At 63.4% G+C, this 18,263-nt stretch carries 21 protein-coding genes; 9 read left to right on the top strand and 12 right to left on the bottom strand.

The window, feature by feature from the left end; all coding sequences use genetic code 11:
* The first annotated feature begins 119 nt into the window (after positions 1–119).
* Positions 120–389 carry a hypothetical protein gene (locus NJT13_RS09565; RefSeq protein WP_254525332.1) on the top strand — a complete coding sequence of 90 codons (270 nt, stop codon included), beginning with the start codon at positions 120–122 and terminating at the stop codon, positions 387–389.
* 47 nt (positions 390–436) lie between these two features.
* Here NJT13_RS09565 and NJT13_RS09560 read toward each other — a convergent pair whose 3' ends face one another.
* The gene (locus NJT13_RS09560) at positions 437–1,492 is read right to left on the bottom strand and encodes an aldo/keto reductase (protein ID WP_254525330.1); all 1,056 of its coding nucleotides are present in this window, start codon (positions 1,490–1,492) and stop codon (positions 437–439) included.
* 185 nt (positions 1,493–1,677) lie between these two features.
* On the opposite strand from NJT13_RS09560, the gene NJT13_RS09555 reads away from it, so the two are divergent.
* From NJT13_RS09555 to NJT13_RS09540, 4 genes are all read left to right on the top strand, one after another.
* The gene (locus tag NJT13_RS09555; protein ID WP_254525329.1) at positions 1,678–1,887 is read left to right on the top strand and encodes a hypothetical protein; all 210 of its coding nucleotides are present in this window, start codon (positions 1,678–1,680) and stop codon (positions 1,885–1,887) included.
* A 91-nt stretch (positions 1,888–1,978) separates the two neighbouring features.
* Positions 1,979–2,875, top strand: coding sequence for an acyltransferase (locus NJT13_RS09550; RefSeq protein WP_254525328.1), 897 nt, complete (start codon positions 1,979–1,981; stop codon positions 2,873–2,875).
* A gap of 76 nt (positions 2,876–2,951) precedes the next feature.
* A complete protein-coding gene (locus NJT13_RS09545) occupies positions 2,952–3,281 on the top strand; it encodes a DUF7577 domain-containing protein (protein ID WP_254525327.1) in 330 nt (109 codons plus the stop codon).
* A gap of 240 nt (positions 3,282–3,521) precedes the next feature.
* Entirely contained in the window at positions 3,522–3,836 is a 315-nt protein-coding gene (locus NJT13_RS09540) for a HalOD1 output domain-containing protein (protein WP_254525326.1), read from the top strand.
* A 137-nt stretch (positions 3,837–3,973) separates the two neighbouring features.
* Here the strand turns inward: NJT13_RS09540 and NJT13_RS09535 are convergent, their stop codons facing one another.
* Together NJT13_RS09535 and NJT13_RS09530 are read right to left on the bottom strand one after the other, a co-directional pair.
* Positions 3,974–4,363 carry a RidA family protein gene (locus NJT13_RS09535; RefSeq protein ID WP_254525325.1) on the bottom strand — a complete coding sequence of 130 codons (390 nt, stop codon included), beginning with the start codon at positions 4,361–4,363 and terminating at the stop codon, positions 3,974–3,976.
* Between the two features lie 220 nt (positions 4,364–4,583).
* Entirely contained in the window at positions 4,584–5,348 is a 765-nt protein-coding gene (locus NJT13_RS09530; protein ID WP_254525324.1) for a TraB/GumN family protein, read from the bottom strand.
* A 371-nt stretch (positions 5,349–5,719) separates the two neighbouring features.
* Between NJT13_RS09530 and thsB the strand changes: the two genes are divergently transcribed.
* Complete coding sequence (gene thsB, locus NJT13_RS09525) at positions 5,720–7,393, top strand: thermosome subunit beta (protein ID WP_254525323.1); 1,674 nt, start codon at positions 5,720–5,722, stop codon at positions 7,391–7,393.
* 259 nt (positions 7,394–7,652) lie between these two features.
* Here the strand turns inward: thsB and NJT13_RS09520 are convergent, their stop codons facing one another.
* From NJT13_RS09520 to lrp, 4 genes are all read right to left on the bottom strand, one after another.
* The gene (locus NJT13_RS09520) at positions 7,653–7,904 is read right to left on the bottom strand and encodes a hypothetical protein (protein WP_254525321.1); all 252 of its coding nucleotides are present in this window, start codon (positions 7,902–7,904) and stop codon (positions 7,653–7,655) included.
* A 10-nt stretch (positions 7,905–7,914) separates the two neighbouring features.
* A complete protein-coding gene (locus NJT13_RS09515) occupies positions 7,915–9,186 on the bottom strand; it encodes a S1 family peptidase (RefSeq protein WP_254525320.1) in 1,272 nt (423 codons plus the stop codon).
* A 507-nt stretch (positions 9,187–9,693) separates the two neighbouring features.
* The gene (locus NJT13_RS09510) at positions 9,694–9,897 is read right to left on the bottom strand and encodes a hypothetical protein (RefSeq protein WP_254525319.1); all 204 of its coding nucleotides are present in this window, start codon (positions 9,895–9,897) and stop codon (positions 9,694–9,696) included.
* Between the two features lie 22 nt (positions 9,898–9,919).
* Positions 9,920–10,384: an HTH-type transcriptional regulator Lrp gene (gene lrp / locus NJT13_RS09505; RefSeq protein WP_254525318.1), complete on the bottom strand. Its 465-nt coding sequence runs from the start codon at positions 10,382–10,384 to the stop codon at positions 9,920–9,922.
* A gap of 126 nt (positions 10,385–10,510) precedes the next feature.
* Here lrp and glnA point away from each other — a divergent pair, with 126 nt between their 5' ends.
* From glnA to NJT13_RS09490, 3 genes are all read left to right on the top strand, one after another.
* The gene (gene glnA, locus NJT13_RS09500; RefSeq protein WP_254525317.1) at positions 10,511–11,866 is read left to right on the top strand and encodes a type I glutamate--ammonia ligase; all 1,356 of its coding nucleotides are present in this window, start codon (positions 10,511–10,513) and stop codon (positions 11,864–11,866) included.
* Between the two features lie 355 nt (positions 11,867–12,221).
* Positions 12,222–12,443 carry a hypothetical protein gene (locus NJT13_RS09495; RefSeq protein WP_254525434.1) on the top strand — a complete coding sequence of 74 codons (222 nt, stop codon included), beginning with the start codon at positions 12,222–12,224 and terminating at the stop codon, positions 12,441–12,443.
* A gap of 101 nt (positions 12,444–12,544) precedes the next feature.
* Positions 12,545–13,063 carry a gamma carbonic anhydrase family protein gene (locus NJT13_RS09490; RefSeq protein WP_254525316.1) on the top strand — a complete coding sequence of 173 codons (519 nt, stop codon included), beginning with the start codon at positions 12,545–12,547 and terminating at the stop codon, positions 13,061–13,063.
* Positions 13,064–13,130: 67 nt separating this feature from the next.
* Here NJT13_RS09490 and NJT13_RS09485 read toward each other — a convergent pair whose 3' ends face one another.
* The 5 genes from NJT13_RS09485 to NJT13_RS09465 all read right to left on the bottom strand — a co-directional run bounded on the left by NJT13_RS09485 (position 13,131) and on the right by NJT13_RS09465 (position 17,929).
* On the bottom strand, positions 13,131–13,625 hold the full coding sequence (locus tag NJT13_RS09485; protein WP_254525315.1) for a hypothetical protein: 495 nt from the start codon (positions 13,623–13,625) through the stop codon (positions 13,131–13,133).
* A 78-nt stretch (positions 13,626–13,703) separates the two neighbouring features.
* The gene (gene pdhA, locus NJT13_RS09480) at positions 13,704–14,831 is read right to left on the bottom strand and encodes a pyruvate dehydrogenase (acetyl-transferring) E1 component subunit alpha (protein WP_254525313.1); all 1,128 of its coding nucleotides are present in this window, start codon (positions 14,829–14,831) and stop codon (positions 13,704–13,706) included.
* A gap of 99 nt (positions 14,832–14,930) precedes the next feature.
* Complete coding sequence (locus NJT13_RS09475; protein WP_254525312.1) at positions 14,931–16,166, bottom strand: RNA-guided endonuclease TnpB family protein; 1,236 nt, start codon at positions 16,164–16,166, stop codon at positions 14,931–14,933.
* A 335-nt stretch (positions 16,167–16,501) separates the two neighbouring features.
* Positions 16,502–17,593, bottom strand: coding sequence for a CAF17-like 4Fe-4S cluster assembly/insertion protein YgfZ (gene ygfZ, locus NJT13_RS09470; protein ID WP_254525311.1), 1,092 nt, complete (start codon positions 17,591–17,593; stop codon positions 16,502–16,504).
* 39 nt (positions 17,594–17,632) lie between these two features.
* Positions 17,633–17,929, bottom strand: coding sequence for a DUF6432 family protein (locus NJT13_RS09465; protein ID WP_254525310.1), 297 nt, complete (start codon positions 17,927–17,929; stop codon positions 17,633–17,635).
* Positions 17,930–18,263 lie beyond the last annotated feature (334 nt).

Here is an 18,263-nt window from a genome sequence, read left to right as displayed (position 1 = left end):
ATTGCGACGGGTAGCCTCAACTTCTGAGGGCCGTGCGAAGCAGGCTCCCTCGAGACGTTCACGACCGCCTGTACAGTTCAGGCTCCAACGTTATGATATGGTGTATCATAGCGATGCAGATGGGAACCTTAAACGAAGAGATGGCCGACGTGAGATCGGACCTCGACCACGTGCGCGCACAACTCAGAGAGGAGGTCCCGGGCTTCTTCGCGTTCGACGTCGCAGTCGGGAACATCACGTACAACGCGAACGCAAACAGCGTCTCCGTTACCATCGAACCGAGTTCTCGAGCGCGAGAGCAGTTGTCGGACGAACTCGGCGGAGTGAACGTGAAGACGGAGGGGATGCTGGAGTTCGAGTTCAGGCTCACGGAATCGCCCTCGGAGTGAACAAACGGGAGCCAGTCAGCAGCGACACGGGCCCGGGACGGATCGGATCAATCGGCCGCGAGCTTGTCCAGGCCGGCCGATTCGATGTCTTCGCCGCCGACGGACGAGCGCAGCGCGTCCATTCCGTCCTCGCGGTCGATGTCGAAGTCGTTCTCGTACAGTTCCGTCACCCGGCTCATCTCCTCGTCGGAGAGTTTCGCCACGTCGCTGGCGGCTGCCCACTCTTCGATGTCGGCCGTCGTTCTGAACGTCGGCGTCACGCAGGCGACCGGGTCGTGTGAGAGCAACCACGCGATCGCAGCCTGGCCCATGGTCCGGTCTCCGTCGCGTTCCAAAAACCGCAGTTTCTCGAGTTTCTCCCAGCCCGTTTCGTACCATTCGTCGGGGCGGAATCCGCGATGGTCGCCCTCGCCGAGTTCGGTGTCGGGCGTCACCTGCTCGTTGAGGATGCCCGACGAGTGGGGGACGCGGGGGACGAGGCTCGTCGACGAGCCCGTTCGCTCGATCGTCTCGAGGAAGTGGTTGCCGACCTCCTGTTCCAGGACGTTCCAGACGACCTGGACGGAGTCGAACTCTTCTTCGATCGCGAAGTCACCTTCGGCGAGCCAGCCGATCGAGGGACCGAGCGCGAGTCCGATGGCGTCGACCGTGCCGTCCTCCTGAAGTTCGTCCAGCAACTCGAGGACGTCGGGCGTTATTTCCTCGACGTTGGCGTTGTGAAGCTGGAGGACGTCGATCGAGTCCATCCCGAGGCGGTCGAGGCTCTTGTCGACGGCTTCGCGGAGATAGTCGGGGTCCATCTCCTTGGGCAGTTCGCCGTGGCCCGCCTGTGGGTTGTTGTAGAAGTCGTATCCGACCTTGGTAGCGACGGTGACCTCGTCGCGGACGTCGGCGAGCGCCCGTCCGAGCAGTTCTTCGCTCCGGCCGTGACCGTAGACGTCTCCCGTGTCGAAGTAGGTGATTCCCTGATCGACAGCGTACCGGACCATCTCGAGGGCGTCCTCCTCGGAACGGTCGCCCCACCAGTCGGTGCCGACGACCCACGCGCCGAAGCCGACTTCGCTGACGTCGACGCCGGAGTCACCGAGTTCGCTGTAGTGCATATTCGCATCTTCGAAGCGGGGGAACTTATGGTGTGCGGAACGGCCGGACGGTCGATCCGAACGCGTTCGGGGGTCGGACGGACCCGGCCGGGAACCGATCCGGAACCGATTGCGATTCGAGTCGAATCGTCCGTCGTCGGTGCTCGAGTCGAATCGCTCTTGGTCGGCGACGGCCAGCAACTCGTATGGGCGATTCCCGACGACGGATCTTCGCGCTTCTCCTCTCGTTCGTCGCCCTCGCCATCGGTGCGGCCGTCGTTTTCGCCGCGACGTCCCTCGAATTTCCGCGGACTCGGGTCACGATCGCTGGGGTCGTGGTGGGCGCGTTGCTGGTAGTCGTCGCGCTCGCGCTCCCCGCCCTGATTCTCTCCGGATGGCAATCCGAGAACGAGTGAGTTCAGACCAGAGACCGGGCGTGCCACCGAGTCCGGCAACCCTCACCGCACAACCGAACCACTATGAACTCGGCGGGCAATATCACAGAGTATGACAAAGCGGTACGTCTCGCTCCCCGACGAGGCGGAGGCGGGGATGCGCGAGTTCATCGACGAGGTCGACCGGCGATTATCGAGCGACGAGGACACCTGTTCCGTCGTCGAAGACGTGCTAATCGATCTTTCAGGCGACCGTGACGCGTACGAGCGGTGGCAAAACGGGGCGTCGGTCTCGCCGGCCGAGCGCGTTCGTCTCCAGAGTTACGATCCGTGCAACACGACCCTCGAGAGCGAATACTACGCCGAGAAGGACGAGGAGAAGTTTCGCACGTCAAAACACCTGCAGTGGCTCTGGCGACAGTTCGACAGTCTACCGATCGCCGACAACGTCGAGTTCGCGCTGCGGTTTCGCCGAATGCTCGCGGATCACCTATTCGAAGACTGTGGAGACAACTGCCGCTTTTTCAAAGGGATCTCATTCACCTACGGTCACAATATCACGATCGGTGACAACACCATCGTCCACGACGACGTCCACCTGGACGATCGGGGCAAACTGACCATCGGCGACCGGGTCTCGATATCCGACGGCGTGCACATCTACAGCCACGATCACGACGTCGTCGACCAGACCGAGGTCCGCAACTACCACACCATCATCGAAGACGACGTCCGCCTCACCTACGACTCGATGGTCCGGGCGGGGAACAGGGTCGGCGAAAACGCTATCGTCGGAGCGCGCGGCGTCGTTCAACACGACGTTCCTGCACACCACATCGCCGTCGGCATGCCCGCGAAAAGCGTCAAGATCAAGCCCGGTTGGGAAGACGCCGCCACCCCGATCGAGGACGCCGGGGTGAATCGCCAGGAGCAACGCCACCTCGAGTACGACCTTCCCGAGGACGTCAGCGTCTTCGACGAGTTCCAGCGCGATTTTCAATCTTCCTGACGGTCACCGCACCGCGATTCTCATTGCAGCGTAACGCGGGGAATATCCAAGTGCCTCGAGAACGTACCACATACCGATGGCGCTCTGGGGCTGGCTCATCGGCTACCTGGTCTTGTTCGCCCTGCTCCACCTGCTACTGTACTACCTGTACGCCCGCCGGGACGACGGCGATAGCGAGCGCGCGCCGACGTTTGCCGATCCAAACCGCGCCTCGATCCGATCGTCGCCCGGTCCCGACCGCTATCCGCGAACCGCCGACGACGTCGGTGACGCCGACCGACGGATCGACGACCGAGATAGAGACGTCGCCGGGGAGACGGTGCGGTGTCCTCACTGCGGCGCACCCAACGTGTCCGATCAGACGTACACGTACTGCTGGAACTGCATTTCCGGACTCCGGCAGTGAGCGCCGCCCGAGGGGGCCGGTGGTAGTTCCCGACCAGCGTCCGATCTGGCTCGGCTGGCGTTGCTCGCGCGGCGAGCCCGGCGGACCGTGCAGCGAAGCCGACGAAGTTACGATACGTTCGTCTCGAGACGAATTTCTGCGATACTGATACACGACGGCCGCTCGAGTTGCCGGATCGGTCCGGTAAGCAACGATTACGCTTTTGGTGTTCAAACAGAGAGGGGTAGACGACGAACGGTCATGAACGGATACGCACCCTCCGCTACGCAGTCTCGCTCTCCACCCCTGTATCGCGCCTCGCACGACCCGACCGGACCCGCGACGCTCAGCACGACCGTGGTCCACGCGCTGGCCGATTGTATGGGCGTAGACGTCACGGACAGCCGCGTTTCGCTGTACGAAACCGTCGATCCCGACGCGCTCGACGACCTCTTCCGGCCGCGCTACGACGGGACGCCCCGAGCGGGCGGCACGCTCTCGTTTCACGTCCACGGGCATTACGTCCGCGTCAGTGGCGCCGGCGAAATTTTGATCGAACCGCCGGCGCGCCGGTAACCGGACGCGCTCGCTTCGGGTCCGGCGTCGATACCGGCGTCGTCGACGCTCGCCTCTCACTTCCCCTCCATTGGTTCCGGAGCGTGTCGTCTCGATTCGAACTCGTCCGCCTCGCTCGAGAGCGACCGTGGGACCGATCACTCGGAACTGATCGCAACAGCCTCGATTTCGACCAGCAATTCGGGGTCGATGAGCCGATTTACCTCGACCATGCTGGTCGTCGGACGGATGTCGCCGAACGCCTCGGCGTGGGCGTCGCCGACCGCGTCCCAGTCGTCGATATCCGTAACGAACAGTCTGGTTCTGACGACGTCTTCGAGCGATGCGTCCGCCCGCTCGAGGGCGCGATCGATGTTCTCGAGCGCGCGCCTGGTCTGTTCGGACGCGTCTCCCGTCCCGACGACGTTCCCGTCACCGTCGGTCGCCGTCGTCCCGGAGACGTGTACCTGTGATCCGGCCCGAACCGCCCGCGAATATCCCACCTTCGATTCCCATTCCGTCCCGGACGAGATCCGTTCTCGACTCATACGCTGCGTTCACGGCAACCACTGAAAGTGATTCCGTCGATGACCGTGTCGCCCGTTCCCCCGATTTTGTCACGGAAATTCGCGGCGGATACCGCCGACTCGCCCCGCGACCGGGCAGCCGCGTTTTCGGTAGCAAATCCGCTTTCGGTCGACCACGCGGACCGTGGCGAACGATCCCGAGGCGTTCGCCTCGATTGGATACGAGGGAGTGACAGAAACTTCAGTTGGGCCCCTCCGTCGAGAGCCCGTTCGCGAGTCGCTCGAGGTGATCGACGCCGACGACGGCCACGACGTCATCACCCTCCGAGCGAAGCGCCTCGAGTCGATCGATCATACAGTGCTCGCGCGTCTCGTCTCGGTACGCCAGTGCGCTCCCGTCGGTGTCGACGCTGCCAAGCAGGGCCTGGACGGCGGCGACGTGGGAGCGCTCGTGAGCCGCTTGCCGCTCGGGCGAGTCGTCGACGTCACAGTCGTACTCGATCGGTTCGCCGGGTGCGACGGTCATCGGAGTCGCGTGCGTCAGCGTCGCCGCGATCCGGCAGGCGAGGGCCTCTCGTGTCGCGCCGCCGAGACTCGAGACGACGCGTCGGGCTGTGGCTGGCGACGCGCGGTCCCCGATCAGCCGGGTCAGAAGCTCCCGGAGAAACGACCAGTTCGGCGCGTCGATGCCGACGGCGTCCGCGTCGGGGGCCGCTCGGATCGCCGCACTCATCTCGCCGCCGAACCGCGGCGGCGCGGTGTCTCCCCTGACCCTGTCGCGGGCGTAGACCCGGTACAGCGGCAGCGCTGCCGGGGGAAGTTCGAGCGCGAGCGTCTCCGGGTCGACGCGCTCGAGGACGCGTTCGACGCGTGCGACGCTCGCCGGGTGGTCGTGGACGACACCGAGAAGAACGAGGGAACTGGCCGTACCGGGAAGCCGGCGGCAGAACTGTGCGGTGATTCGGGGGTCGTCGAACGAGTCTGCAAACGGCGGGGACTCGGCCATTGATCGGGTGGGAATACGCGACTACCGACATAACCCTTCCGTTACGTTGACTCGGTTCCGAGTCAGGAATCCGAAAGGAATACTCGGTTCGGGTGCGAGCGCGTGTCCCGTCGAAGTCCTCTCCGGCTGGGTCCGGGGCCCGCTCGGACTCGACGCGTCGGCTGACGAACACTGGCATAAAACCTAATATAAAACGAGCGAGTCGCTGTTCGATTGTGAACGAGTGACGGGCTTGATCTGCCGCTGGAAACCGTCGGAATCGCTCCGCACTGCCATGGTTTTGGGTCGTCGGTGACCGTCCAGTGGCTCGTCGATGCTCGACGAAATAGGGGAAGACTTATATAGAATCACAATCAATCATTCGCTCGACTATGAGTCAGCGAATGCAGCAGGGTCAGCCGATGATCGTAATGAGCGAGGATTCCCAGCGCGTCAAGGACAAGGACGCGCAGGATTACAACATCAGCGCCGCCCGTGCGGTCGCTGAAGCCGTCCGCTCGACGCTCGGTCCGAAGGGGATGGACAAGATGCTCGTCGATTCCATGGGATCCGTGACGATCACGAACGACGGCGTCACGATCTTAAAAGAGATGGACATCGACAACCCGACGGCCGAGATGATCATCGAGGTCGCCGAAACCCAGGAGGACGAAGCGGGAGACGGCACCACGACGGCCGTCGCCATCGCCGGTGAACTCCTGAAGAACGCCGAGGACCTCCTGGAGCAGGACATCCACCCGACGGCGATCATCAAGGGATTCCACCTCGCCAGCGAGCAGGCCCGCGAGGAGATCGACGCCGTCGCAACCGAGATCGACACGGACGACGAAGAACTGCTCCGAAAGACCGCCGAAACCTCGATGACCGGCAAGGGAACCGAGGTCAACAAGGAGTACCTCGCCGAACTCATCGTCGAAGCCATCCGTCAGGTCACCGTCGAGGACGACGAGGGCGAGAACGTCGTCGATCTCGAGTTCCTCAACATCGAGACCCAGACCGGCCGGAGCGCCGGCGAATCCGACCTGCTCGTGGGCGGCATCGTGGACAAGGACCCCGTCCACGACAACATGCCCACCGAGGCCACGGACGCGGACATCCTGCTTCTCAACGAGGCCATCGAGGTCGAAGAGGCGAACGTCGACACCGAAGTCTCCGTTACCGACCCCGATCAGCTCAAGCAGTTCCTCGATCGCGAGGAGAAACAGCTCCGCGAGAAGGCCGACCGAATCGCCGACCTCGGCGCTGACGTCGTCTTCTGCCAGAAGGGCATCGACGACCTCGCCCAGCACTACCTCGCCAAGGAAGGCATCCTCGCGGTCCGCCGCGCCAAGAAGAGCGACCTGGAATTCCTCTCGGAAGTCGTCGGCGCGTCGATCGTCTCCGACCTCGAGAGCGCCACCGAAGACGACCTCGGCTTCGGCGACGTCACCCGCGACGAGGAAGACGAACTGTTCTACGTCGAGGGCGAGGACGCCCACGGCGTCACGCTCCTGCTTCGCGGCTCGACCGACCACGTCGTCGACGAACTCGAGCGCGGCGTCAACGACGCGCTCGACGTCGTCGCACAGACCGTCTCCGACGGCCGCGTCCTCGCCGGTGGCGGCGCGGTCGAGGTCGAACTCGCCTCGCGCCTTCGCGACTACGCCGATAGCGTTTCGGGTCGCGAGCAACTGGCCGTCGAAGCCTTCGCCGACTCGCTCGAGCTCGTCCCGCGCGTCCTCGCCGAGAACGCCGGGCTCGACTCGATCGACACGCTGGTCGATCTGCGCGCGGCTCACGATGAAGACGACGTCACGGCCGGCCTGAACGTCTTCTCGGGCGACGTCGAGGACACCTTCGAGGCCGGCGTCGTCGAACCGGCCCACGCCAAAGAGCAGGCCGTCACCTCCGCGGCGGAGGCGGCCAACCTCGTGCTCAAAATCGACGACATCATCTCCGCCGGCGACCTGTCGACCGACAAGGGCGACGACGAGGAAGGCGGCGCACCCGGCGGCATGGGTGGCGGTATGGGCGGCATGGGCGGCGGCATGGGCGGCATGATGTAAGCGAGGGCCCGTCCGCTTACTCGTCCCAACGAATCGTCCATTGGCACTCGACAGGTGCCGAACGCCGTGTTTCAGCGTCGGTTCGGCCCGCAAACGACGACGGATCCAGTTTTGCCGCTCGACCGATACGTCGAGTGGCGTCCCTCTCGAGCGACACCGTCGCGTATCGAGTTCTCGATCGACGAAAATACAGCCTCGAGAGCACTCGCCGAGTGCGGACCATCGAGGCTCGATCCGCCTGGCGACGCTCGCGGCCCGTCTACCACGAACCGGGTGGGCCGAATTCCGATGGCGGGCCGACGACATCGGTTCCCTCTCCGGTGGAAAGTTCGGACTCGACAGCGATCGTCAGTTGCTGCTGCTGCGGTTGATATCGCGCGGGCGGCGACACGACGGTTTCCGACGGCGCCTCCTCCGGCGGCCGGGCGGTGGCGTGGCCCCGCTCCGACCCGGTCGTCTCGGTGACGACGTCGACGTCTTCCGGATCCTGGGTCGTGATCGTTATTTCCATCGTGTGATCACTACCGTCTGACGACGTATTTGACGTCACAGTCCACCGGTGCATTGGATCGCCTGTTCTCCATGTGGATTCGGTAATAGACGCCGCTGTTCGTCCTGTACACCGACTCGATCGAACTGCTCACCCATCCGTCCGTCGTGGTCGGGATGGCCCTGAAGTCGACGCTGTAACGGTCGTTCCAGGGGCCGCTCCATCGGGCGGTCGTCTGTCCGCCGTTGAGACTCGTCGAGAACGCGGTCCCCGTGATCCGCAGGTCGTCCGGATCGACCAGCTCCCGTCCGGTCATCGGCTCGAGTTGGCCGTGGAACTGCTGGACGGCGTCCATCGGGATCCCGAGCGTCAGGCTGCTACTCCCGGCGAACAGGAGGGTCGTGCCGTAGAATCCGTCGGATCGCTCGAGACCGATGAGGCTCCCGCTGTCTCCGCCGGACGCGATCGGCTCGAAGACGTCGAGCCCGACGAACTTCGCGGTTCCGTGTTTGAAACCCACGTTGAACGTGGCGTTTCGCGCGGTGCACTTGCCGGTCGTCACAGAGGTCGTTCGGCCGCTTTTCGTGTGTCGTTGTCCGATTTCGGCGTCGGTAAACGATCGCAGGTCCGACTCGACTTCGAAGATGTCCGACTGGAGGTGATCCGGGCGAACCTCGACGAGGGCGCTGTCGGTAGTGTTGTTCTCGCTCGTCGAAATTTCGCTGAAGTCGATCAGGGTTCCGATCACGTCGTTCGCACTCCCGCCATCGTAGGTGCCGGGCTGGTACACGTCGTCGCCCTGGCTCGCGTCCCCGCTATCCGCAGCCACGTGCGAGTTCGTGAGGAAAACGGTTCGGCCGTCTGCCGTTCGCAACGGTGGCGTCCCGAGTGTCCCCGCTGTCACGTCCGGGTGGCCCACGGAGACGCCGGCCGGCGCCGGCCGCCACTTCTCCTTTCGGGAGAGGCCCGGCGGGATCGCCTCGAGTTCCGGTTCCGCTTCGGCGATCTCCATCGGCGGTTCCGTCGGGCGCATCGCCTGCTCGAGCATCTTCACGTCTCCCGACTCCTGGACGTCGACCTTGTAGGTCTCGTCCTCGATTTCGAGTTCCGTGGGCAGGATTTCCTCGTCGGCAAGATCCTGTTCGGGTCGTTTCTCGTCGACGTAAACGACGATGGCTTCTGTATCCGTAATTCCCTCTTCCCGAGTCTGTTTCAGCCCGAACGCCGTTCCGGTTACGTTTTCGGTTGATTCCAGTTCTTCGCGGACCGATTCTGGAATTTCCATCGTTCGTATCTGTGGCATGTGTAGTATCGTCTCCTCGTTTCGTTACTCGTCGTCCGATACTGGTCGTCATCCGCCTCCGGCAAAGGGTGCCTACCATTAGCATGCACAAAAATATAGTCGTTAGTAATATTATTTGCTTATCAGCGTGCGTGGACTCTCAGTCCCCGCAATACGTATCCATGCGGCGAACGTGTTCGACCTCGGATACGACGTGACGGCGCGTTCGCGGCCGGAGAAGTCTCAAAAGGCGGGTTCCAGTTCGATTGCGCTCGTCTCGTCCGGTGGGGCACCTCCGACCGGGACGCCCTCATCCCTCGATCGGTTCGATGACGTCCTCGCGCACGTGGAATTCGACCAGCGGCGTCGACATGCTGGTCACGACGAACCACACCTCGTCTTCGCGACGGTACGTGTCAGTAATCATCACGTTCTCGGCGGGCAGCGGCGGTCGCGTTCGCGGGGGGGTTGAAGACTGCGTGTCGGAACTATCGTCCATCCTGTCGACCCATATCGGCGGCGAGATTGTCAACGCTTCGGCTTCGAAAGCACGCCGTTCGAAATCCGAGCGGAGAGCGGCGTGCCAGCGGTCACCCGTCGGAACACGTCGCTCAGATCGGCGAACTCGGCTTCCTCCTGATACATGGGTCGGAAAACGGTGCTGGTGCGAACTGATAGCATCGAGAATCGCGGACTGATTTCGCGTTCGGGAGCGACGTCGTTCGATCTCATCACCCTCCGTCGACCGCTCGAGTCAGGCCTCGTCCTCGATCTCGAGTTCGAATTGTTCGTTCTCGCTGACGGCGTTGAGGACGACGCTGGTGTTCGAGGCCTTGATGTCGGGGTCCGTCAGCAACTGTTTGATCTGGTCGTTCATCCCGTCGGTATCTTTGAACTTCCCGATGGCGATGACGTCGTAGTCGCCGGTGACCTCGTAGACGCTGGTCATCTGGCGATGGTCGCGCAACGTATCGGTGACGTCGGGTAACGCGTTCCCCTCGACCTGAAGCTGGATGACAGCCGTCACGTCGTAGCCGACCGCATCGTAATCGACCTTCGGTGTGTAGCCCTCGATCACGCCCTGTTCTTCGAGATCGGAGAGGTGGTTCGAAACGGTGGTGACGGAGACGTCGAGTTCCTCGGCCAGGCTCCGAAGGCTCGCCCGACCGTCGCCCAGTAACGCATTCACTAGTTTTGCATCGAGATTTTCGTACGTCATCACATCTATCCTCTCACCGGAGCCTTTAGAACTTTACGAATATGCAGTTTCGAGCTGGAGAGGGAAGAATTGCATGGAACAGCAGGGTTTTAGTAGCGGAGTTCAGAGGTAAGCACGACAAGAAAGATGACAAGCGGAAACCTCACCGACACCGAACAGGCGGTGCTGGACGAAATCGAAGAACAGGACGTCGACTTCCTCCGATTACAGTTTACGGACATTCTGGGGACGGTCAAGAACGTTTCCGTGCCCGCACGGCAGGCCGAGAAGGCGTTCACCGAGGGGATCTACTTCGACGGCTCTTCTATCGAGGGATTCGTTCGGATTCAGGAATCGGACATGCGGCTCAAACCGGATCCTGACACCTTCGCGATCCTCCCGTGGCGCCAGAAAGAGGAGAGCGCAGCCGCCCGGATGATCTGTGACGTCTACGACACCTACACCGGGAAGCCGTTCGAGGGCGATCCGCGCCGCGTCCTCAAAAACGCCCTCGAGCGCGCCAACGACATGGGGTACACCGTCAACGCCGCCCCCGAACCCGAGTTCTTCCTCTTCCAGGAGGACGAGGAGGGCCGTGCGACGACCGAGACCAACGACGCCGGCGGTTACTTCGACCTCGCACCGAAAGACCTCGCATCCGACGTCCGCCGCGACATCATCTACGGCCTCGAGAGCATGGGTTTCGAGGTCGAGGCCAGCCACCACGAGGTCGCGGAAGGCCAACACGAGATCAACTTCACCTACGACGACGCCCTGACGACGGCCGACAACGTCGGTACCTTCCGCACCGTCGTCCGCGCGATCGCCGCACAGCACGACCTGCACGCGACGTTCATGCCCAAGCCGATCCCGCGTATCAACGGGTCGGGCATGCACACGCACATCTCGCTGTTCACCGAGGACGGGGAGAACGTCTTCCACGACGACGACGACGAGTTCAACCTGAGCGACGAGGCCCACGCGTTCACCGCCGGTATCCTCGAGCACGCGCCCGCGATCACGGCGATCGCGAATCCGACCGTCAACAGCTACAAGCGACTGGTGCCGGGCTACGAGGCGCCGGTCTACGTCGCCTGGTCCGACCGCAACCGCTCGGCGCTGATCCGCAAGCCCGCCGCGCGCACTCCCGCGGCCTCGCGCATCGAACTCCGCTCGCCGGACCCGTCCTGTAACCCCTACCTCGCGCTCGCCGTCATGATCCACGCCGGTCTCGACGGGATCGAGCAGGACCTCGAGTGTGACGACCCCGTTCGCGAGAACATCTACGACTTCGACGAGCAGAAGCGCGAGGAGTACGGTATCGACACGCTACCCGCGAACCTCGGCCAGGCCGTCGACGCTCTCGAGGAAGACGAGGCGATCTACAGCGCGCTGGGCGACCACGTCGCCGACAAATTTGTCAAGGCGAAGCGCCAGGAGTTCGAGGACTACCTCGTCGACGTCTCCCAGTGGGAACTCGACCGCTACCTCGAGACGTTCTGAGGCGCGCAGAGCCGCGTCCGAGCCACGGTTTCCGTCGGTTCCGCTCTTCCTGTCCAGTTCGCCGAGCCACGAGTCGATTTTCCTGTCCAGTTCGCCGTGGCACGTCGGCCACTTCGCAGGCGACGACCGATCGTGATCGCGGGACTCGAGCGCCGGCGTCTCCGGATCGAGCGCGTACTATCGCTCCCAGGCGGGTGCGAGACTCACATTTTCGCTCGTGTCCCTGGAGACGGTCCGTCCCGACGATTCACGGGATGGAGCACTTTCAAGCACAGTAGTTAGACGTGCCGCCGACGGACGGTCGCGTACGGCTGGGACTCCCGACGTAACCGCGGTCGAGACCGAAGACGACTATATCCACGTTCGCTTCCGAGACCCGGATCGATACGACGAGATCCGGACGCCCGACTGGGCGACCCAACCGGCCGAGTCTGTCTCAGCGGGAAGCGAGGTCAGAACCGGCACGATCGAGGGCGAGGACGACTGGGAGGTCACGAACGTTCTGATCAACAAACACGTCGGCGAAGACAGAGCCAGAGAAGAGGCCGAACAGATCGTCGACAAGATCGAATCCTGATCGCCCCACACCGTCTCCCGCTTCTCGAGAGCGTCTTCGTGGACTGACAGTCACTGCAGGCACGGTCCGGTATTATGCTCACGTCGGTAGTCGGTCCATCCATGGTCGACAGTCGAACCTACGCGTTCGAGGGGGAACGGCCCACGATCGACGACGCGGCGCGAGTGAGTCGAGAGGCGACGCTCGTCGGCGACGTAACGGTAGCCGCCGACGCGAGCGTTTGGCCCGGCGTCGTCTGTCGAGGCGACGTCGCCCCCGTCGAGATCGGCCGTGAGACCCACGTCGGCGACAACGCGATACTCCACGCCGCACGGCTCGCCGACGAGGTGATGGTCGGCCACGGAGCCGTCCTCAACGAAGCGACCGTCGAATCGCAGTCCCTCGTCGGATTCAACGCGACGATCAACACCGACGTCACGATCGGCAGCGGGAGCATCGTCGCCGCGGGGACCGTCGTCCCCGACACGTACACGATTCCACCGGAGTCGTTCGTCCGCGGCGTCCCCGCCGAGATCACGCCGCTCGAGAAAACGGGTATCGACGCCGGATCGATCTTCGAGTCGTATTCGTCGGGCGAGTACACCGATCTGGCACAGCGCCACGAGGAGATCTTCGAGTGAACGAGCGGGCGTCTCGTCCGGCGATCCGCGGCATCGAGCGCGGAACTCGCCTCGAGGAGTCTCTCGATTATCGACCCGCGTCGTACTCGAATATTTCGCGGTAGAGCTCCGTCGCGAGCTGGTCGATGTTCGATTCGGCCTCGCACGCCGCCATCGTGTCGCCGATACCGCGCCACTCGACGGACAGCCGGGCGATCGGAATCAGCGCGACCCCGCCGATGACGACGTCGCCGTCGGGCGTGTGTACCCGCCATTCCGTTCGCATCCCGTTCGAGGACCTGCTTACATCTTCGACCCGTCCACCCGCCTCGTCCCACCGCTCGACGAGACCGTCGGTTATCCGACGCAGTTTCCGCTCGCCGAGAACGTGAAGCGCGGTCCCGCCGCACGAAAGCAGCACGAACGCCACGGCTGCCGTCGCCACTCCCCCGTAGGGGACGTTCATCGACGCCGCGAGGCCGGCCACAACGACGACCAGTCCGAGTACCCGCACGTCGACCGCGCTCGGCACCGTACCGCTCCAGGTCGATGCAGACCCCTGGGACGGCTGCTCGAGTTGCATATCGACCGTCTCTCGGCACGACGGCCGGATAGCCGTTGGCCTGTCTCAGTGTCCGCTTTAATCCGCCGGCGACCGAACTCACTCGTCTTCGAGTAACGCGCTGTCGCCGTGGGCCTCCCGAAGCGCCTCGAGATAGTCGCGCTGTTCCTCGAGCCGCGGGGTCGGCTCTTCGTACGTGTACTCGAACATCTCGGTCGGATCGGCATCGACGGCCTCCGCATGGTCGACCAGCGTGGCGACCGCCTCCGCTATTTCGGTTTCGATCGCGTCGATTCGGCCGTCGTCGAGGACGTTCCGGTTCCGAAGGTAGGCTTCGAATCGATCGATCGGATCGCGCTGGCGCCAGCGCTCGACCTCCGCTTCGTCGCGGTAGACGTCGGGATCGTCCGCCGTCGTGTGGGCTCCGTAGCGGTACTGGACCGCCTCGATCAGGGTCGGTCGCGGCCGGTCGCCGTCGGACTCGAGTGCGTTCTCCCGCGCCGCCGTGGTGACGACGTAGGACGCGAGCGGGTCCATCCCGTCGACCTGGACGCCGCCGAAGCCGTAGGCGCGGGCTTTCTGGGCGATGGTAGCGCTCGCGGTCTGGCGCTCCCGCGGCACGGAGATGGCCCACTGGTTGTTGTTACAGAAGAAGACAGTCGGCGTGTCGAAGACGCCCGCGATGTTCATCGCTTCGTGGAAGTCCCCCTCGGAGGTCGAGCCGTCGCCGAAGTGGACGACGGTCACGTTCTCTTCGTCGTTCAATTTCGCGGCCCACGACCACCCGACCGCGTGGGGAATGTGACTCCCGATCGAGATGTTCAGCGGGAAGACGTCGACGTCGGCCAGGGCGGCGTTGCCGTCCTCGTGGCCCATCCAGTAGAGCAGGTACTCCCACGGGGCCCCTCGCGCGGCGACCGCGCCGTGTTCCCGGTACTGGAAGGAGAGCATGTCGTCGCTCGCGAGCGCGTACGTCGAGCCGATCTGGGATCCCTCCTGGCCGGCCAGCGAGGCGTACGTCCCGAGTCGGCCCTGTCGCTGGAGGCTGATCATCCGTTCGTCGAACCGCCGGGAAAACCGCATATCCCGGTACATCGATCGCAGGGTCTCCGGCTCGAGATCCGGTTCCAGGTCGGGGGCGACGACGGTCCCGTCGGCGTCGAGGACCCGGATCCGATCGTCCGGTTCGCGCTCGAGGAGGTCACGCTCTATGACGTCTCCTGACATGCATCGACGGTTGCGCTCCGAACGTATAAGCGTGACATCCTCCTCGCCGTAAACGGCGAGGCTTCCCACAACAGTGGGATTCCGGCTATGCCGTAGGTTTCAGTCCGAGTACGCTGCGAGCGTCATCTGCGAGGATTTCTCGCTCGTCTCGCGGTGGACTGTGGCGCTGTCACTGGCGCTCCCGTTCCGAGGCGAGTCATCGCGTTCCGGTTTCCAAGGAACGCTCTCTCCCCACGGATCTACGCGACCGGCGATGTTCGCCGCCGCGTTGATATCTGCTTGGAACTCTGTTACGTGGCAGTCGTCGTTCGTACACGTAAACTCGGCTTGCGATCCACGAGAGCCGATGTGGCCGCACTCGTGGCACGTTTGGGACGTGTAGCGCGGGTTCACGAACTCGACCGGAATCCCGGCTTCGGTGGCCTTGTCTTCGATCCGGCCCTGAAGGCGGGCGAACGCCCACGTGTGCAAGCGTCGGTTCATGTACTTGCCGTAGTCCAGATTCTCACGGATATACGACAGATCCTCCATCACAATCACCGGGTTCTCGAAGGACTTGGCGTACTCGGCGGCTTCTCGAGACGCCTTCTCGACGATATCCGTGAGTGCGTTCTGGTAGTGGTCGAAGCGTTCGTCAATTCGCCACTCGCCGGTGTCTCGCTCCTGAAGCCGTTTCAACGTCGTGAACATCTCTTTGCGGAGGTGTCGCGCTTGACTGCCGCTTTCGAGCATCGGTTTCGTCGGCATGTTGCGCTTGAGGGCACAGCCCGTAATCAACGCGGATTCGCCGATATCGAAGCCGATGTATGTCTCGTCGCCGTCCGTCTCTGGATCTTCGACCGAGTAGGTGACGGTGACGTGCAACACCCAGTTGCTCCGGTTCTGCTGAAGCCGAATCTGCCCGGCCTTCGCATCCTCGCCGAGAAGATCGTGCCACAGCGATTCCTGCTCGGGATTGACCCGGAGCGGTATCCAGAAGTTCGTCCCGTAGCCCGGCAAGGGCACGTTCCAGCAAATCTCGTGGTGTCGAGATTCATCCCGGTCGAACTTCGCGGCCTGGTTCGTGAGCCGGAGCGGGTGTTCGTCGTCTAACTCGCGGGCGTTGTACGTTTTCCGGAGCTTCGGGACGTAGCTACACAGTGCAGCTTTCGCCTGATACGGGAGGTCGAACGACGTTACTACTTCAGAGACGCCGTTCATCGTATCGGCACCGGAGTCGAACGCATCGTGCAACGCCTCGCGGTAGGTGGAGAGAAGGCGACGGAGACGCACCGCTTTCCCCTGTGTCGGCGGGGCAAGCGTCGCCTCGAGCGTTTTCGTCACTTCCTCTGCCATACACACCTATACACATACGCCACACTTATACATTACGGAGTTGTAGCGTGACGTGATGCAACGGAAGCAGATAACGATTCGGGAGGATCAAGTCGAATGGATCGACGAAAATCACATCAACCTATCCAGCCTCGTGAGAGGTTGCATCGACGAACGTATGGAATCCAGTTCCGCCGATTAGCGGCGGCTGTGAAATCAAGTGACGCGATTCACGCCCGTCCTAAAGGACGGGATTCTCTCGCTGTTTAAAGATAGCTTCCAGATGCGCTTGCCCCCGTACGCTCGGTCTTCTACGGCTCGTCGCCGCCTTTCGGTGCCGAGTCGAGACGGCCCGGTTACTGGTACTCGGGAAGTCGATCCGACCGGTCCGATCCCTCGACGAACGGCAGCGCAGTCCGGGTCGCGGCCACTTCGTCACCGTCGACCCGGACCGTGAGCTCCTCGCTCTCGAGGCCGTAGTCGACGAGCGCGAGCGCGATGACCTCCTCTCGGAGCGGGCTCTCGCCGGCGCGAGTCACCTCGCCGACCGATGCGTCGCCGTCGAAGACGGCCGCGCCCCCGTCGGGAACTGCAGTTCCATCGATCGCCAGCCCGACGAGTCGGCGGCTTGGCTGGCCGCGATTCTCGACGCGAGAGACGACTTCCTGCCCGACGTAACAGCCCTTCTCGAAGTCGAGCGCGTTGCGCAGTCCGAGGACGTTCGGGAGCGTCCCCTCGAGTTCGGTCCGAAAGAGGGGCGTGCCGGCCTCGAGCGCGAGACTCTCGAAGGTTCGATAGCCGAAGGGCGCAGCGTTCAGCCCCTGCGTGAGGAGCGTGTTGTACACCGCCTCGGCGTCCGCAGCGGCGCAGATCACGTCGTAACTTTCCTCGCCGGTCAGGGCGCCGGTGCGGATGACGGTGACGCCTTCGTCGCCCATCGTCCCGCGAACGAACGAGTAGCGTTCGTCGGGCGAGGCGGCGCCGTTTAAGACGCTCGCGATCTTCTCGGTCGCCTGCGGACCGTGGACGCCGAAGACCCCGTAGTCGTCCGTCGCGACGCGGATGTCGACGTCCTGAATGAACACCTTCTCCGACCACTCCTCGGCGAGCGCCGCTGCGGATTCGGGCTGCGTAAAGAGGAGGAGCCGTTCGCCCGCGTTGTAAACGTACAGTTCGACTTCGATCCCGCCCTGTGGATCGAGGACGAGCGCGTAACATCCCCGTCCGTCCGTCGCCGGAACCCGATTCGACACGACGTTGTCGACGTACTCGAGGCGGTCGTCTCCCTCGATGACGACGACGCCGTACGCCATTTCGAGCAGACCGACGCCGTTGCGAACGGCGCGGTGGGTCCGTTCCGGCCGACCGTAGTGTTCGACGATCGTTTTGCCGGCGCGCTCGCCGAACGTGGCCCCCTGGTCCGCGTGGACGGACTCGATGACGCTCATAGATATACCCTTGGGCCTGGGGTTCTCAGGCGTTTCGATTCAAAAAGGCAGCCGTTCGCGGACCCAGTCCAGGATCGATTGCTCGTCGTTCTCGTCGGTCGGTTGCTCCGGTACGACCCGCTCGTCGGGTTTGATCACCGTCTCGTTGCCGGGATCGACGACGATCAGGTCGTCTTCTTTGAGCGTCGACAGGGCCTCTTCGAGTTCGTCGATGTCGACCTCGACGGCCGCCCGGAGTTCGAAGACGGTCATTCCGTCGTCGGCGCGATCGACCAGCGCGTCGAGTACCGCCACCTCCGTCCCCTCTCGGTTCCGGTACTCCCGCTTTGCTCTCATCCGTGTCCTTATTCGACCACCTGGGATTTGACGTTTGTCGTTCGACAGTCGATGCGCTCTCGACCGGCGTCCGTGACCCGGGACACCGCTCACAGCGACAGTCGGTGAAACGAGTCGATAACGAGAGTGCGTTAGGTTATATATCGTGCGTTTTATCAGCAGCGTTGGATGTCCAGCGATACGGATATCTCACCCGCTCCGTCTCCGTTCTCCTCTCCCGTTTTCGGTGGCGCCGGGGCTAGCGGTCCTGCACTCCCCGTTTCGACCGGGGACCGCGGACGCGGGACGTATACCACGTCCTGGCGGACGAATCGCTACTCTCTGCCGTGCCGAA

The organism is Natrinema caseinilyticum (assembly GCF_024227435.1).
Lineage (GTDB): Archaea > Halobacteriota > Halobacteria > Halobacteriales > Natrialbaceae > Natrinema > Natrinema caseinilyticum.
Note: the sequence above shows the minus strand (reverse complement) of the source record. Positions and strands in the feature narration are given on the sequence as shown.

What these genes read in the sequence shown, in the direction of transcription:
- NJT13_RS09565 (WP_254525332.1), top strand. Translation starts at nt 120, where the DNA reads ATGGGAACCTTAAACGAAGAGATGGCCGACGTGAGATCGGACCTCGAC.
- NJT13_RS09560 (WP_254525330.1), bottom strand. Translation starts at nt 1,492, where the DNA reads ATGCACTACAGCGAACTCGGTGACTCCGGCGTCGACGTCAGCGAAGTC.
- NJT13_RS09555 (WP_254525329.1), top strand. Translation starts at nt 1,678, where the DNA reads ATGGGCGATTCCCGACGACGGATCTTCGCGCTTCTCCTCTCGTTCGTC.
- NJT13_RS09550 (WP_254525328.1), top strand. Translation starts at nt 1,979, where the DNA reads ATGACAAAGCGGTACGTCTCGCTCCCCGACGAGGCGGAGGCGGGGATG.
- NJT13_RS09545 (WP_254525327.1), top strand. Translation starts at nt 2,952, where the DNA reads ATGGCGCTCTGGGGCTGGCTCATCGGCTACCTGGTCTTGTTCGCCCTG.
- NJT13_RS09540 (WP_254525326.1), top strand. Translation starts at nt 3,522, where the DNA reads ATGAACGGATACGCACCCTCCGCTACGCAGTCTCGCTCTCCACCCCTG.
- NJT13_RS09535 (WP_254525325.1), bottom strand. Translation starts at nt 4,363, where the DNA reads ATGAGTCGAGAACGGATCTCGTCCGGGACGGAATGGGAATCGAAGGTG.
- NJT13_RS09530 (WP_254525324.1), bottom strand. Translation starts at nt 5,348, where the DNA reads ATGGCCGAGTCCCCGCCGTTTGCAGACTCGTTCGACGACCCCCGAATC.
- thsB (WP_254525323.1), top strand. Translation starts at nt 5,720, where the DNA reads ATGAGTCAGCGAATGCAGCAGGGTCAGCCGATGATCGTAATGAGCGAG.
- NJT13_RS09520 (WP_254525321.1), bottom strand. Translation starts at nt 7,904, where the DNA reads ATGGAAATAACGATCACGACCCAGGATCCGGAAGACGTCGACGTCGTC.
- NJT13_RS09515 (WP_254525320.1), bottom strand. Translation starts at nt 9,186, where the DNA reads ATGCCACAGATACGAACGATGGAAATTCCAGAATCGGTCCGCGAAGAA.
- NJT13_RS09510 (WP_254525319.1), bottom strand. Translation starts at nt 9,897, where the DNA reads ATGAGATCGAACGACGTCGCTCCCGAACGCGAAATCAGTCCGCGATTC.
- lrp (WP_254525318.1), bottom strand. Translation starts at nt 10,384, where the DNA reads ATGACGTACGAAAATCTCGATGCAAAACTAGTGAATGCGTTACTGGGC.
- glnA (WP_254525317.1), top strand. Translation starts at nt 10,511, where the DNA reads ATGACAAGCGGAAACCTCACCGACACCGAACAGGCGGTGCTGGACGAA.
- NJT13_RS09490 (WP_254525316.1), top strand. Translation starts at nt 12,545, where the DNA reads ATGGTCGACAGTCGAACCTACGCGTTCGAGGGGGAACGGCCCACGATC.
- NJT13_RS09485 (WP_254525315.1), bottom strand. Translation starts at nt 13,625, where the DNA reads ATGCAACTCGAGCAGCCGTCCCAGGGGTCTGCATCGACCTGGAGCGGT.
- pdhA (WP_254525313.1), bottom strand. Translation starts at nt 14,831, where the DNA reads ATGTCAGGAGACGTCATAGAGCGTGACCTCCTCGAGCGCGAACCGGAC.
- NJT13_RS09475 (WP_254525312.1), bottom strand. Translation starts at nt 16,166, where the DNA reads ATGGCAGAGGAAGTGACGAAAACGCTCGAGGCGACGCTTGCCCCGCCG.
- ygfZ (WP_254525311.1), bottom strand. Translation starts at nt 17,593, where the DNA reads ATGAGCGTCATCGAGTCCGTCCACGCGGACCAGGGGGCCACGTTCGGC.
- NJT13_RS09465 (WP_254525310.1), bottom strand. Translation starts at nt 17,929, where the DNA reads ATGAGAGCAAAGCGGGAGTACCGGAACCGAGAGGGGACGGAGGTGGCG.